At 71.0% G+C, this 14,783-nt stretch carries 14 protein-coding genes; 5 read left to right on the top strand and 9 right to left on the bottom strand.

The window, feature by feature from the left end:
- Positions 1–117 precede the first annotated feature (117 nt).
- The gene (locus AC068D_RS02725; protein WP_478821090.1) at positions 118–2,001 is read right to left on the bottom strand and encodes a hypothetical protein; all 1,884 of its coding nucleotides are present in this window, start codon (positions 1,999–2,001) and stop codon (positions 118–120) included.
- Positions 2,002–2,367: 366 nt separating this feature from the next.
- Positions 2,368–3,798 carry a DUF2079 domain-containing protein gene (locus tag AC068D_RS02720; protein WP_478821089.1) on the bottom strand — a complete coding sequence of 477 codons (1,431 nt, stop codon included), beginning with the start codon at positions 3,796–3,798 and terminating at the stop codon, positions 2,368–2,370.
- 95 nt (positions 3,799–3,893) lie between these two features.
- Here AC068D_RS02720 and AC068D_RS02715 point away from each other — a divergent pair, with 95 nt between their 5' ends.
- The 3 genes from AC068D_RS02715 (at position 3,894) to AC068D_RS02705 (ending at position 6,819) form a co-directional block, all read left to right on the top strand.
- Positions 3,894–4,640: a response regulator transcription factor gene (locus AC068D_RS02715; RefSeq protein ID WP_478821088.1), complete on the top strand. Its 747-nt coding sequence runs from the start codon at positions 3,894–3,896 to the stop codon at positions 4,638–4,640.
- Positions 4,633–6,207, top strand: coding sequence for a sensor histidine kinase (locus AC068D_RS02710; protein ID WP_478821087.1), 1,575 nt, complete (start codon positions 4,633–4,635; stop codon positions 6,205–6,207). The genes AC068D_RS02715 and AC068D_RS02710 overlap by 8 nt, the downstream gene beginning before the upstream one ends.
- Positions 6,208–6,420: 213 nt before the next feature.
- Positions 6,421–6,819, top strand: a complete 399-nt coding sequence (locus AC068D_RS02705; protein WP_478821086.1) for a DUF6221 family protein — start codon at positions 6,421–6,423, stop codon at positions 6,817–6,819.
- Positions 6,820–7,019: 200 nt separating this feature from the next.
- On the opposite strand, the gene AC068D_RS02700 is transcribed toward AC068D_RS02705, so the two are convergent.
- Positions 7,020–7,466 (bottom strand): cupin domain-containing protein, encoded by a 447-nt coding sequence (locus AC068D_RS02700; protein ID WP_478821085.1) that lies wholly within the window; start codon positions 7,464–7,466, stop codon positions 7,020–7,022.
- A gap of 598 nt (positions 7,467–8,064) precedes the next feature.
- Between AC068D_RS02700 and AC068D_RS02695 the strand changes: the two genes are divergently transcribed.
- Positions 8,065–8,802, top strand: coding sequence for an SDR family oxidoreductase (locus tag AC068D_RS02695; RefSeq protein WP_478821084.1), 738 nt, complete (start codon positions 8,065–8,067; stop codon positions 8,800–8,802).
- 315 nt (positions 8,803–9,117) lie between these two features.
- Positions 9,118–9,633 (top strand): cupin domain-containing protein, encoded by a 516-nt coding sequence (locus AC068D_RS02690; RefSeq protein WP_478821083.1) that lies wholly within the window; start codon positions 9,118–9,120, stop codon positions 9,631–9,633.
- A gap of 174 nt (positions 9,634–9,807) precedes the next feature.
- On the opposite strand, the gene AC068D_RS02685 is transcribed toward AC068D_RS02690, so the two are convergent.
- The 6 genes from AC068D_RS02685 to AC068D_RS02660 form a co-directional block, all read right to left on the bottom strand.
- Entirely contained in the window at positions 9,808–9,933 is a 126-nt protein-coding gene (locus AC068D_RS02685; protein ID WP_478821082.1) for a hypothetical protein, read from the bottom strand.
- 316 nt (positions 9,934–10,249) lie between these two features.
- Positions 10,250–10,822, bottom strand: coding sequence for a hypothetical protein (locus tag AC068D_RS02680; protein ID WP_478821081.1), 573 nt, complete (start codon positions 10,820–10,822; stop codon positions 10,250–10,252).
- On the bottom strand, positions 10,819–12,198 hold the full coding sequence (locus AC068D_RS02675; protein WP_478821080.1) for a hypothetical protein: 1,380 nt from the start codon (positions 12,196–12,198) through the stop codon (positions 10,819–10,821). Before AC068D_RS02675 ends, AC068D_RS02680 begins: the two co-directional genes overlap by 4 nt.
- Positions 12,195–13,028 (bottom strand): ABC transporter ATP-binding protein, encoded by an 834-nt coding sequence (locus tag AC068D_RS02670; protein WP_478821079.1) that lies wholly within the window; start codon positions 13,026–13,028, stop codon positions 12,195–12,197. Before AC068D_RS02670 ends, AC068D_RS02675 begins: the two co-directional genes overlap by 4 nt.
- Positions 13,025–13,840 carry a zf-HC2 domain-containing protein gene (locus tag AC068D_RS02665; protein ID WP_478821078.1) on the bottom strand — a complete coding sequence of 272 codons (816 nt, stop codon included), beginning with the start codon at positions 13,838–13,840 and terminating at the stop codon, positions 13,025–13,027. The genes AC068D_RS02670 and AC068D_RS02665 overlap by 4 nt, the downstream gene beginning before the upstream one ends.
- Complete coding sequence (locus tag AC068D_RS02660) at positions 13,837–14,397, bottom strand: RNA polymerase sigma factor (RefSeq protein ID WP_478821077.1); 561 nt, start codon at positions 14,395–14,397, stop codon at positions 13,837–13,839. The genes AC068D_RS02665 and AC068D_RS02660 overlap by 4 nt, the downstream gene beginning before the upstream one ends.
- Between the last annotated feature and the right edge of the window lie 386 nt (positions 14,398–14,783).

The following is a 14,783-nucleotide window of genomic DNA, read 5'->3' as shown; positions in this document are numbered from 1 at the left end:
GGGCCCGCACCGGCGCCCCACGGCATCGTGCTCAGCGTGTGGCGAGGTCCACGATGCGCTGGAGTGGAAGGTCTCGCACCGGTGATCCTGGTGCGGGGAGGCCGACCGTGACGTGGGTCAACTCCGGCGCAGCACGCGGTTGGCGGAGGTTGCGGCGACGGTTGCCAGGAGCCAGCCCGCGCAGATCAGCAGGACGGCGAACCACTGGAGCGGGCCGTCCGCCGCGTAGAAGCGGTCCTGGCCGAGATCGGTGAGCGGGATGAGAAGGTCGAGCGTGTAGAGAGGGGGGTTGAAGGCCGGGTACGGCCCGTCGCCGACCGGGCTCGGGTGATGCACCGAGAACACGGTCGACCCGAGAGTCAGGAGCAGGACGAGCAGCCACGCGGCGCGGCGGGGCAGGTACCCGTACCCGATGACCAGGTCCTGGAGCAGCCCCCACAGCCGCTGCGGCAGCGGCAGGGTGGCCCGCAGCCGCCGGTGCTTGGTGAGCAGCACCGTCCGGGCGTCGGCGTCGCGGCCCATGCGCTGGTAGTGGGCGGCGAGCTGCTCGTACGGCTGGGGGACGAAGCCCGCCGGGTCCCGCATGAGCCAGGCCAGCCGCTCGACCGTTCCGGCGCGGCCGGGCAGCGCGTCGTACTGGAGGCCGTCGAGAATGAGGACGGGCGGCCAGGTGGCGGCGTCGTCGCGCAGGACACCGAATCTGGCGAAGCTCAGGTCGATGCGGCCGACCGGCGCCTCGCGCAGTCCCAGTGACAGTTCGGGGACGTCGGCGCGGCGCAGGATCAGGGCATCCTCGCCCTCGGAGGTGGGGATCGCCGCCCCGGCGAAGGAGATCCGATTCCCTACGGAGGCGCTGCTGAGCCACACGGTGCCACGTGCGGTGAAACCGTCCAAGCAGTCGATCCGGGCGCCGACCACCAGGTTGCGTCCCCGCACCGCTATCCCCTCGTGCCCGGTGAGGTCGGCGCCGTCCAACTGCAGCGAACCGCCGATCCTCGCCCCGGACAACTCCATCACTCCCACCGCGACGAAGCCGTCGCGTGCATGCAGATCCCCGCCGACCTGGATACGGAACGCCCTGACCGCCGGACCGTGACGATTGACCACTCGGGCGCCGTCCAGGTTGACCGTTCCCCGGATCTGGGTGTCGCGCAGGTCGACGCAACCGCTCACGCGCACACCCTTGCCGGCTTGGAGGTTGCCGTCGACGGTCGCGCACACCAGCCCCAGCGCCGTCTGGCCCCGGCCGGTGCCGCGACCGGTCAGTGTCGCCTCCTCGATGTGGAGCGAGCCGCCGATGGAAGCCCGGTAGAGGTTGATCGGCCCCTCGTTGAGGAAGCCCCGGTCGAGGTGGAGGCTGCCACCGACCACGAGTTCGGATGCCCGGAGGCGAGCTTCCGGGCCGAGCAGCCGCGCGCCGCGGAAGCCCAAGTACTCCTGGATGCTCGCGCTGTTGAGGTGGACGGCGCCGGTGCAGCGAAGTCCGCCGGCGGACATCCCCTGCTCCACACTGAGCGATTGGGCGTCCAGGGCCGGACGGCCTGGGAGGGCTTCCAGTCGGGAGTCGTCCAGGCTCAACCACGCCCCGGCTCTGAACGAGCGCAGGTCGAGCGTGCCGGTCACCGTGCAGTCGACGATCTTCAGCTCCCGGGCGGTCGAGGCGCCAATGGCCACGAGTCCCGGCACGTCACAACCGACGAGCTCCACAGCGTCCAAGCGGGCACCCCGCAGGACCAGCGGACTCCCGAAACTGCACCCGTGCATCCGTACAGGCACACCAATACCGGCATCGGCCAGGTCAAGCGCCCCGGTGATCCGGGCACCCCGCAGGTGCAGCCTCGCCGAATGACCGGCCTCCGGCGCAGGAGCGGTGAGCAGCAGCGAGCGTACGGCCTCCGCCCCGATCTCGTCGGCCTCGCACCACCCACCACGACGGTACTGCCGCCACATGAGCTGCTCGTCGGCGGTCCAGTGGTCCGGCGGGCTGAGGGACGGCGTCACCAGTGTCAGGTCCTCTCCGGTCCCGGCGCGGACGGCGGTCGTGGCCGGGTGGCCGCCAGCCGGTGCGGACTCCCGGCATGCACCTCAATGACGAAGTAAAGCAGGGGAGTTGAGAGAGACGGAACCGGATTTGCCGTCGGCCCGAGGACCAACCGCCCCAACCACCCCGTACAGACCGGCGAGTTGCGCCGTCGCCTGCGCCGACACAACGGGAACACCCGCCATCCCTGTGCTCTGGCGACTCCAACGCCGTGGACACCTGTGGATCCACGCGGCGGGCCACCGAGGCGACCGGGTGCCGTCCTTCGCCGGACCCACGCAGCCAGACCCGGGCAGACGGACCCGCGCAGCGGACCCATGTGGCCCTCACCTCGCCACCCGTTCCCACACGACCACCCCGCCCCTTTCGTACACCCGTCGCCACCCGGCGTGCTCCGCCTGCCGGAGCACTCTGCCGACCGCTCCCGGGGGGAAGAACTCATGGGTGTCGGCGACAATCCAGTCGAGATCACGGTGGCGGGACAGCACTCCGTCCGCCACCAGATGGACCGTGGCGCGGTCAGTGAGGTGCGGCGCCAGCCTGTTGCTCGCGGCGACGCGAGCGCCGTCCGGGATCAGCGAGAGCGCCTCGCGCGATGCGGTCTGACGCGGGCCGTCCCGCCAGAAACCAGGGTTGGCCACCTCGGTGAGAGGCTGCGTGGGCAGCAGCGCAACAGCGATGAACAGCGGTAGGGAGCGCGGCAGCCGCACACCCTTGCGCAGCACATCGATCAGTGCGGCGAAGACGATCGGCATCAACACGGCCGAGTAGTGGAACCCCGGGCCCCAGTAGGCCGGGTTGGGCGAAGTGAAGCGCCAGGCCAGGGTGGGGAGCAGCAGCAGGACCAGCGGGCTGCGGACCACCAGACCGGCCGTGACGGCGAGCAGCAGGGCGAGCGTCAGCGCCTTGACCGACCAGCCGTCGAACGGCCCGTGGGCGTACTGCTGGCTCAGATAGCCGTAGCGGCCGTCCGGCGCGAGAGCAGGGATCAGGACGCACACAATGAGCGCGGTGGCCGCCAGGGCGCCCGCGAAGAGCGCCAGCCCGAGACGGCGTCGGTGGCGCATCAGCAGCAGACCGAACACGGCGACCGTGATCCCGAGGTCCTCCTTGACCAGCAGCAGCCCGGCGGCCCACCAAGCGGCCGCCGTCCACCTGCCGTCGACGTAGGCACCGCAGGCCAGAGCCAGCAGCGGTACGGCGAAGGCGACCTCGTGGAAGTCGAACGCGATGAGCTCCTGCAACCCCCAGGACAGTCCGTGTGCAAGGCCGATCGACACGGCCGCCGACCGCCGCCGCAGATGGCGCCCTGCGACGCGGGTGAGCACGTAGGACGATCCCGCGACGAGTGCCGCCTGTGCCAGCAGCAGGACCTCGATGTGCGGGACGAGACGGTACAGCGGGGCGAGCACGGCCACGACGGGGTGGAAGTGGTCACCGAGCAGTGGGTATGTGTCGGCCGTGAAGTCCGCCGGGGCGGTGGCGGTGCGCAGCTCCGACCCGGGTGCACGCAGTTCGGCGTAGGAGCGGACGGCCTGTCCAAAGATTCCCAGGTCGTAGCCGGTCGTCCCGAAGAACGCATGCACCCTCAGGGCGTAGACCGCGTACAAGGCGAAAAGGGGCCCCGAGACGAGCAGGGCAAGGGTGCGGGACGAGGGGTCGAACCGTACCCGCACGCGGGACGGTTCGCAGGAACCGAATGCACCGGGCTGCCGGGGGTCCGTGGCGACGTCGGCGGGCGGAGTGATGAGCTGCATACGGGCGGACCCTGCGCCATCACCGCTGAAGGAAGGCTGAAGAAGGCTGAGGATTTCTTCAGCATGTGCGCGAATGCCCGGGTCATACTCGGTGGGTGCGACTGCTGGTGATAGAGGACGAGGAGCGGCTCGCCGCCTCCCTGCAACGGGGTCTTTCGGCGGTGGGCTACGCCGTGGACGTCGCGTACGACGGCATCACCGGGCTGCACCTCGCCCGTGAGCACCGCTACGGCGCGGTCCTGTTGGACATCATGCTGCCGGGCCTCAACGGCTACCAGGTCTGCTCACGGCTGCGGGCCGAGGAGATCGACGTCCCGGTGCTCATGCTCACCGCGAAGAACGGCGAGTACGACGAGGCCGAGGGCCTGGACACCGGGGCGGACGACTACTTGGCCAAGCCCTTCTCGTACGTCGTCCTGGAGGCGCGGTTGCGGGCGCTGCTGCGGCGCGGCGGACCTCGTGCGCACACGGTCCTGGAATGCGGCGACCTGTGGCTGAACCCGGCACGGCGTGCCTGTGGACGGGGCGAGTCGGCGATCCCACTGACCCCGAAGGAGTTCGCAGTGCTGCAGAGCCTGCTCCAGCGCATGGACGAAGTGGTGCTCAAGCAGGACCTGCTCGACGAGGTGTGGTCCGCGGACTTCACCGGCGACCCGAACATCGTGCAGGTCTACATCAGCGCACTGCGTCGCAAGATCGACGCGCCCTTCGGACGGGAGACCATCGAGACCGTCCGGGGCGGTGGCTACCGGATATCGGGCGTACCGACGGGCGCCGCGTCCGGCACGGCCGTGGCGCCACCCGATGCGCCGGACGACCCTCACGGTGCCCCTCGTGGCTGAGCCGACAACGCCGCCCCCGTCGCGTACGGCCTGGGGCGCGGGCATGGCCGCGGCGTTCGTCGTGATGGCGGGTATCGGCTGGCTGAGGTTCGCGGACGGGCGCGCGGGAGCGCTCGAACCGTTCCGTCCGGAGCTGTTCCAGACCGATGGCGTCGGCCCCGACGTGGCCCTGCTGGTCTGGCCGGGATTTCTGCTCGGGGCGCTGTTCGTCGCGGTGATGAGCTGGGCGGCCGCCTACGGGCAACCGGCTGCCCTGCGCATCCGCGCGGCGCTCGCCGCGGGCGGCGCCTCCGGGCTGCTGTTCTTCACCGACGCCAAGTGGCTGGCGGACTACAACCTCGACCTGCCGTACGCAACGGCCGACGCCGGGCTGGGCTGGGCGCTGATCCTCATCGCGCCGACAGCCGGGTTGATCACCGGCATGGCCGCCAGGACCGCGCTGGGCCAGGGAGCGGGGCGGGGGCGCCAGGTGCTGACCGCGGCCACGGCCACCGCCACCCTGCTCCTGATCGCCGTGCACCTGCTGCGCGAGGTCCAGGACCAATGGGGCCGTATCGACAACGTCTACGGGATCACCCTGACGACGGGGGTGCCACTCGCCGGGCTGCTGACCGGGATCCTGGTCCACTACACCGCGCGCCGTTCACTGCGTCCGGTCGAGGCCATCCGGCGGGAGATGGAGGACATCACCAGCCAGTCCCTCGACCGGCGGGTGCCGGTGCCGGCCGGCACCGATGTGATCGCCCTCCTGGCCCGCACCACCAACGAGACGCTCGACCGCCTGGAACAGGCCTCCGCGCGGCAGCGGCAGTTCGTCGCCGACGCCGCTCATGAACTGCGCAGCCCTCTCGCCGGGCTGCGTGCACAACTCGAGTCGGCGCTGCGCCACCCCGAGACGGTCGAGTGGCCGTCGGTGGTCGACAACGCTGCGGCGGACGTCGTACGGCTCCAGGCCCTGGCCGACGACCTCCTGCTGCTGGCCCGGATGGACGGAACCCTGCACCGGGCCCTGGAACCGAAGGCGGTCGATCTGTCGGCGATCGCCGAGGACCTCGTACGCGAGCACCAGCACCTGCCGGTCGCCCGCGCCCTTGAACTGAAGTGCGAGGCGGAGGGCCCCGCCCCGGTCATGGGCGATGCCTCGCAACTGGAGCGGCTGCTGCGCAATCTGCTCGGGAACGCCTGCCGCCACGCCTCCCGTACCGTGGTGGTGCGCACCCGTCACGACATCTGCACCGGCACCGTCACCGTGGAGGTCGAGGACGACGGCGCGGGCATTCCGCAGGCCGACCGGGAGCGCGTCTTCGAGCGCTTCACCCGCCTCGACGAGGCGCGGACGCGTGCCTCCGGCGGTGCCGGTCTGGGCCTGGCCATCGCCCGCGAGATCGCCGCGCGACACGGCGGAACGCTGACGATCGCGGACAGCGCCCCGGGTGCACGCCTCGAAGGCCGATTTCCCCTGGGCCGGCTCCCGGAGGGACACATGCCACCGGGACGTCCGGGGACCGGCGCGTCCCCGCCCCGTTCAACGACCACCCCGGGTGCCGCTCCGTCATGGCCGGTCTGAGCTCGCCGCAACTGCCCGGCGGAGCAGGGTGGTGACGTGCTGATCGCCGCTCTCGATTCCCGGTGCTGCGTACGGACCTGGACGACGACTGCGTTCGAGGTCGGTCCGGAAGGTGCCGGCACACCGGGACCGGTTCGAGTGCGTGGCGGGGTGTCCCGCACAATGGCTGCGCAGTTCCCTGCCCGAACGCCTCATGAGAGGAAGCGCCGTCGTATGGCCGGCAATGCAGACATGGTGGCCTTCATCGAAGCACGCCTGGCCGAGGAGGAAGAGGTCGCGCGGGCTGCCGGAGGAGCGAGTTGGCGGTGCCGGGCGGATGCGCCCGGGGAGGTTCACGACCGGACGTCGGGAATCGCCTTCACGGTGCGCGACGCAGGCTACGACCGGCACATCGCGCTCCAGGATCCGTCCCGGACCCTGGCCCGTATCGAGACCTGTCGTGTCCTGCTGAGCGAGTACGCCGAGGTGTCGGACCGGGACACCGACCGGCCGGACGACGACTTCGCCTCCGGGCACGCCGTCGGTCTCGGTTTTGCGGTACGGCAGCTGGCGGCCGAGTACGCCGGGCATCCCGACTACACCGCCAAGTGGCTTCCCCGGTTCTTCCGTTAGCGGATTCAGGACGCGGCCGGGCCACGGTCCTCCGTCCGCCCACCGAGGCGCGACGGCAGGCCGCCGGTGGTCTCGACGACCTCAAGCGCGCCGGCCGCTTCGGCCTCTGTTCCCCCGTTTCCGGCTCATTCCCCGGGACCGGGCCCGGTACCGATCGATGACCTTCGGCGCCCAGTTCGCCGCCCCCGGCGCCCCGCCGTTCAGGACGGCCGGGGCGCGCGCCTGTGCTTGCGCTGCTCCAGCTCTTTGTCGTCGACGAGCACGAGCATGGGCTTGTCGGGCCGACACATCATCGTGACGAGGAAACGGACCGGTACGTCCGCGCGATGGTTGCCGTCCTGGTAATGGATCACATCGCCACCCGGCTCCCAGAACGCCTCCCCCGCCCGGATCACCCTCTCGGGCTCTCCCTCCAGCTCGAACAGCATCTCTCCCTCCAGCACATAGCCGAAGGCCGGTCCGAAGTGCCGGTGGGGCGGTGTGCCGGGGTCCCCGGGAGGAAATTCGACCAGCACGGTCATGGCGTGTGCACCCTCCGGAACGACGGGTGGTTTCGCCTCCTGGATCACGGTGACCGCAGTTTTCCAGGCCTCGGACCGTTGCCCTTGATCCGCTGAAGGGCCGGCCGCAGGCTTGTCGTTCGCCATCACGCCACCTCCGGTCCGGGCGCCGACATGGGGAGCCTGATCGGGTCGGTTGTGTCACGGGTGGCCGCATCAGACACAACGGCGTCGGCCGATGGTGCGGCGCGGGTGTCGTCTCGTCGCGTGGACCGAGCAACCGCCGACCGCAGCCGGCGCCGGGCACCGGAGCGGACAGGCGTTGTAGGCCAGACTACTCCGCCTCCCTACCGGCCACCCCTCGTCGCGGCCTCCTGGGCACCGTGCTCGACGGTACCGGCCGCTCACCTGGTGCTCTCGTCACCACGGCTCCCAGGGCTCGCCCAGCGGTGCCGAGGCTCCGCGACGGCCCGACGGCCGACTTGGTCGCACTGCGGCCGTCGCACTGTGGGGCGTACCGTGGTCACAGGGCGACGGGTTCCGATCAGGAGCCACCGGGAAGTCGGCCGTGCGCGGCGCGGTGCGACAAACGCACGCCGGGACGACGACGGCGGCCCCGCCCCGCAACAGGCCGTTCGACCCAAGTCGTTGTTGTCGTCCTTGTGTCGTCTCGCTGCCCAGCGGCACGGAACGCTTCCCTGGACGCATCGGGAACCTGCTCACACACTCGACGAAGGGGTGCGCCATGAAGTTCACGGTCCTGGGGGCAACCGGCCTGATCGGCGCGCAGGCCGTCGAGCGACTTACGGCGGCCGGCCACGAAGTGGTACCGGCTTCGCTGTCGACCGGGGTCGACGTGCTCAGCGGCAAGGGTCTGGGGGAGGTTCTCTCGGGCACCGAAGTGGTGATCAACCTGACGAACTCCCCCGCTTTCGACGCATCCTCCATCGACTTCTTCGAAACTTCGATGAACACCATCGGGGCCGCGGCGGAGAAGGCCGGCGTACGCCACCAGGTGATCCTCTCGATCGTCGGCGTGGACCAGGTGCCCCAGCTCGATTACTACCGGGCCAAGGTCACGCAGGAGAACATCCTCGCGAACGGGCAGACGCCGTACTCGATCGTACGGGCCACACAGTTCTTCGAGTTCGTCGAGGCCATCATGTCCTGGACGACCGACGGCGATCTGGTCCGGCTGCCTCCCACCCCCGTTCAGCCGATGGCGGCCGCCGACGTCTCCGCGGCAGTCGTGGGTACCGCCTCCGGCGCCCCGCTGCAGGGCATCCGCAACGTCGCTGGCCCCGAGGTGTTCCCGCTCGACGAGCTGGGCCGGATCACCCTTGGTGCCCGCGCCGACGGTCGCCGTGTGGTCACCGACGATCAGGCGGGAATGTTCGCCGGGGTCGCAGGAGACGTGCTCACCGCGCCGGAGGGCGCCGACCTGGGCCCGACGTACTACCGGGAATGGCTTGCGGCCCCGTAAGGGCTGTCCCCTTCCCGGCTCCATCGACTCGACAGACCTCAGGGTGACGGATGCCCGCGGGCGGCCATCCCTGCCCTGCGGATACGTGAAGTGCCCCAAGTAGCGATCGAGGACCGGGACAGGGGTGAGGTGCCTGCGCGCCCAGGCATCGCATGCCGGGCAGCGCGCTCCGACCGCGCGCGCGACAGTGGAGGTTGAGGCGGCCGCGCAGTCCCCCGATCGACACCGACGCCCCGGGACCGAGGGTCCCCCGGTGCCGACGGGTGACGGGACCCGGACCGTACTCCATGAGCCGTTACGCGAAGGGAGCCGGTCATGTCGTACCCCATGTATCCGGAGCCGCGGTATCTCGGGGAAGGAGGTGAGGTCAACGCGGTCTTCCGGCCGGCGGACTCCCCTGCCGACCTCACCGCGGAATCGGGGAACAGGACGAGCTATCTCGCGACGCACGCCTCGACGGGCGGGGAGTTCGGGCTGTACCGGGTCGACATGGTTGCGGGCTCGCCCGGGCCCAGCACACACTTCCACCGGTCGATCTCGGAGTCGTTCTTCGTACTCGCCGGAGAGGTGAGCCTGTTCAACGGCGAGCGGTGGACGACCGGGCGCGCGGGAGACTTCCTGTACGTCCCGGTCGGCGCGTTGCACGCGTTCCGGAACGATGCGGACGCGCCCGCGTCGATGCTGCTGCTCTTCGCGCCGGGTGCGCCGCGCGAGGAGTACTTCGAGCAGGTCGCGGAGATGGCACGCAAGGGCGGCGAGGAGTTCGCGGAGTTCCTCGTTCGCCACGACTCGTTCTTCGTCGACACGGAGGGCGGGCCCGGCAAGGCCTGACACGGGATTCGGGCGGGGAGTGAGGGCAGTTCGGCCCGTGCCCGACGGAGCCGATGGGCGCAGTCGGACACGGGCCGGTGGGCGGCGGAGGGCTGGGGGATGCCCGCCGCCGCCCTTGTCGGCTCTCGGTGCGCCGGCCAGGTCCCCACGGGCCGGACGCTCCCGGAACCGGGATCAGGAGCCGAGCGCGTGCTGCATTTCGCTCTGCCGTTGGGTGACGGTCGCGTACTCGTCCGTGAAGAACTCCGCCGCGAGGTTCAGGGTGAGGGGCCTGTCTTCCGAACCTGCACCGCTGTGCAAGGAGGTGTTGATGGTGGATCGACTCCCGGTGGTGATGGTGGATGTGTGAAGGTGGATTTCAGCGACGGTTGATCAGGGCGATCATGACCACGGCGCAGAGGATCAGGACGCCGATCGCGACAACATCGGTGACACTTATGGGGGTTCGCATGGCTGCTCCCTGTTGGAGTGGTGCGGCACTGACTCTGTGGGGCGAGTGGAGCGACGCGCACGGGACGGCGCTCCGTGTGTGCCGCGGCGGAGCCGCCGCGGCACTCAACTGGGGTGGATCCGCACACGATCACGGCCGTGCCCCGGGCCGGTTGCCCCAGCCTGGTTACCGTCTGGGTCCCGCGACGGCGTAGGCCGCGGTGCCGACGACCGTGATGACCAGGGCCGTCCAGGTGCCCACCGTGCTGTCGGGCGGCAGCAGCATCCAATTCGCCGCCTCTGTCGGCACACCCGTCGGGGACGGGGCGAAGAGCGAGAACGACAGCCAGGCGACCGGCAGCGTCCATGCGTACTGCGCCCCGCGCACCGCCGCCCCGAGGGCGGCGACCCCCATCAGCCCTGCGCTGTCTCGGACGATGAATGCGCCGGTGGCCAGGTCATCGCCCATCGTCTGCACCGCCAGGAGCACGGCGCCGATGAACGCGCCTGCAACCAGCACATGCGTCGCCCTGCGGGGCACCCAGCGGATCGCTGCCGTCCGGTCCAGCGCGGGGTCCTGCCCGCCGAGCCCGATCGAGGCCGCCGTCACCCCCGCAGTGAGGGCGAACAGGGGCAACTGTGGGTCATTGGGCCCACTGCCGTCCTGGGCGAGGGCCCACACCGCCAGCGCGCTGATCACCACCACGGCGAGCGATACCGGCACCTGCCGTGAGCGCGCGTACAACGTCAGCCATCTCACCGGGACTCACCGCCGTCCAGCTCGAGGAGCGGGTGGCTCTCGCAAGAGAGCGAGCCGGCGTGCATCGCGTTGATCCGCGAGAGCTGTTCCGCCCGTGGGAGCGCCTTGAGCCTCTTCCACACCGGGTCGGCCAAGTAGAGCTGGTCGGACGCAGAGTGGTCGGTTCCGCCGAGTGGCTCGAGGTCGCCGAGGACCCAGCCCGCCGCGATGCTCTGCGCGGCGATTTCGTCCGGCATTCCGCTCTGGCCGGCACCGCGGGGGACGCACGTCGGGGCCATGCCCAGGGCTACCAGGGCCCGGGTCAGCTCCTTGTCCTTGTCGGTGGCGAGGATCCCGTCGTCGAAGTCGATGAGCACAGCCGTGCGGGACCGTTCCGGGGTGGTGCCGCGCGCCCGTGGGGCGGCGATCTCACGGACGGAGACCGGCGCCTGGCTGCCCAGGGCGTCGTGCAGGAGGCGCAGCGCCTTCTTTCCGGGGCCCGCGATGTCGGCGAGTCGTGCCTCGTGCGTCTTCGTCACGCACACCGGGCCTTCGCACACCATCGCCGCGCCGGCCTCGTCGACGACATACGTGCGGCGCGGGTCGGAGGGGAGGATGAGCAGGGCGATCGCCGCGCCCGCCAGAAGAGGTGCCAGGGCGAGCAGCCGGGCGCGCAGGGACACGGCGAGCAGCAGGGCGAAGCCCGTCGCGGCCATGCCGAGCAGCCAGACCGTCTGCCCGATGTGTACGGAGGCAGAGAGCGTGAGGAGCACTTCACGCACCATGGCCACTGCCGGGGACAGCAACGAGAGGCGGTTCGGCACCGCGGCTTCCGGCACCGCCGGACTTTCCGACACCCGCAGGAGGTTGGTGAACACCAAGGCGGCCACGGCCAGCGCGGGTGGCGTGAGGGGCGACGGCAGGGCGCGCCCGGCCCCCATGCCCAGTACGGCCCCCGCGATGAGGGAGAGTGCTCCCACCAGCGAGATCGGCAGCCAGCCGAGGTGCGTGTACGCGCCGTCGGCGAGTACCTGGACCGAGCCGACGAGAACGAGGAGCGCGAAGGCCGAGGCCAGCGTGGTCGCCGTCGCTCCCGCCAGTGCGACGGCGCGGTGCCGGGCGGGCCGCGGCGTGCTCGACAGCAGTTCGCACATCGTCGAGCGTCGGTCCCGCAGCCCCTGGAGTGCCCCGAGCCCCACGGCGAGCGGCCACAGGAGGATCAGCAGGGAGCGGGTCCACATGGCCATGGACGTCCACTGGGCCGTCCATCGCGCAGTGCCGGTCCACCACATTCCGGGAATCAGGTACAGGAACGCCAGCGCGACTGCCAGGCTGACGATGCCGGCCCAGGGGGCGACGGAGCGCTTCAGTTCGATGCGCAGGACACGGGAGTTCACCAGGTGCCCCTTCCCTGCTCGGGGTTGCGCAGCAGCGCCGAGTAGCCGCGCTCCAGCGGGCTGTCGCCCACGTGCTCGGGGCCGCCCGCCGCGGCCAGCTCGTCCGGGGTGCCCTGGAAGACCAGCCGGCCCTCGGCGAAGAGCACCACGTCGGTGCAGGCGGCGGCGACGTCCTCCACCAGATGGGTGGAGACCACCACGCACGTGTCCTTGCCCAACTCCTGGAGCAGCTCGCGGAAGCGCAGCCGCTGCGCCGGGTCCAGGCCGACCGTCGGTTCGTCCAGCAGCAGGACCGTCGGGTCGTTGACGATGGCCTGGGCGATGCCGACCCGCCGTACCATGCCGCCCGACAGGGCCTTCATCCTCTCGTCGGCACGGTCCGCCAGTCCGACGCGCTCCACGGCGCGCTGCACCGCCGCGGGGATGTCCGCCTTGGGCACCTCCTTCAGCCACGCCATGTACTCGACGAACTCGCGCACCGTGAAGCGCCTGTAGTAGCCGAACTCCTGCGGCAGGTAACCGATCCGGCGGCGGAGCGCGCGGTGCTCGCCCATGCCGCCGGCGGACTCGCCGAGCAGTTCCAGGGTGCCCTCTGTGGGGCGCAGCACGGTGGCCAGCGCCCGGATGAGGGTGGTCTTGCCCGCCCCGTTGGGGCCGAGCAGACCGTGTACGCCGGTACCCAGCGACAGATCGAGCCCGTCGACGGCCATACGATTCCTGCCGACCCTGACCTTCAGCCCGGTGGCCTGGATCTCCCAGGCGTAGGCCGTCGGTGCGATGTCGGCCGCGTTCACCGCGGGCATGGTGTGATGGTCCTTTCCGATGGTCATCGATGGGCTCCCAGCACGGAGTACGCGCCCCTGCGGGCGATCACCACACCGGTGCCGAGCGCGAGGGTCAGTCCCCACACCGGCAGGCCGGCCGTGTGCAGGACGAAGGTCGCACGGCCGTCGGCCAGGGTCGGTGCCACGATCACGGCGGCCCACACGGCCACCAGCGCAATGGCGGCGCGGGTCACGCCGACGACACCGCCGAGTGCCAGGGTCGCGGAGGTGAAGGCCAGACAGGGCAGCAGCCACTGCGCGACCACCACCCCCGTCACCCATCCGCCGACCAGCAGCGCGGGGAGGACAACGGCGAGCACGGACGCAGTGCGTCGCAGCACCAGATGGAGCCCGGCCCTGGGCACGGAGGCCGTCAGCTCGTACGCCGGGTCGAGGCCGCGCGACCAGGACGCCGCAACGCCGAGCACGGGCAGCACCGGGGCGAGCAGCAGCACGAGCGGCACCTCGCCGAAGCCGGTGCCGACCAGATCGAGCAGGAGCGCGAGCAGTGTCACGCTCACGACCATGGCCAGCCACGGCACCATCGTCGGCGTCAGCCACCTCGACAGCCGCGCCGACCAGCGCCGTTGGCGCGGCATTGTGGTGTCGGCCAGCTGCGGTTCGAGGCCGGACCACACGGTGTCGACCAGCGCCGCCACCGCGGGCGCCTCTGCCGCGACGGCGGCCGACAGCCGGTCACGGCAGAGCCCGCACGCCTCCAAGTGGGCCTCCAGGGCCCACAGCTCGTCGGCGGCGAGGTCCGCGTCGCCGCGCGCGTAGCCGTCGATGATCCGCATCGACGCGTGCTGCACACTCATGACAGCGCCTCCCGCATCACGATCCTGGCCCGGCGGGCACGGGTCTTGACCGTGCCCTCGGGCAGCCCCAGCAGGACCGCGGTCTCCCGGACGGACAGTCCGTCGAGGACCATGGCCTGCAATACCTGACCGAGTTCCGGTGCCAGGCGCCGCAGCGCGTCGCCGACGTCCCCGCCGACGCTCGCCGCGAGCACCTCTTCCTCGGCGGCGGGCGCCGCGTCGGGGAGAGCGGCTGCCGGCGGCGGCTCGGCGTGGTGGGCCCGGCGCCGGAACGCATCGACGAGACGGCGCGCCGCGATCGTCCACAGCCATCCGACGGCCGTCCCGCCCACCGATGACCCCGCGAACGCGCCCGCCGCGCGCCACACCGCCAGATAGGTCTCCTGCATGACCTCGGCGACGATCTGCTCGTCGGAGCATCGTCGGCGCAGCCGCACCGCCAACCACGGCGACGTACGCCGGTACAGCTCCTCGAACGCCGCCCGGTTCCCCTTGGCCACGAGCCGGACGAGATGCTCCTCGTCCAACTCGCCCGGTGCCTTCCTCACTGATCTCACACCTTCTAGACGCCGGACACGGGCGACTGGATTTCCCCACGCCGTGACCCCCGTCACACACGACGTTCCCCGACAGCCCAGTTTCTCCCGAGGTCTTCGACCTCTACGCGCCGGCGGCTGTGCGGGCAGGATCGCCTCCCGAGTTGGCGAACGTCGTCACCAGGCGCCCGGAGCAGGTACTTCCGTCGGGTGCCGTCGGCAGGCTCACGGGGACGGCCATCCGTGACGCCGCAGCGCATCCTGCTCATGGGCGAGCGAGTGCCAACTCCTCAGGAGTTCTGCCGTGCACGCGAGGAGCACTTCATCGCCCTCGACCATGAGTGGGAGAAGCGGCGGCCGCCGAAAGGCGGCGGCGAGCCGCCCCATTCCTGGCCGGCAGATCCCTG

It is taken from the genome of Streptomyces sp. NPDC043861 (assembly GCF_056435905.1).
This window is presented reverse-complemented; position numbering and strand designations above follow the sequence as displayed.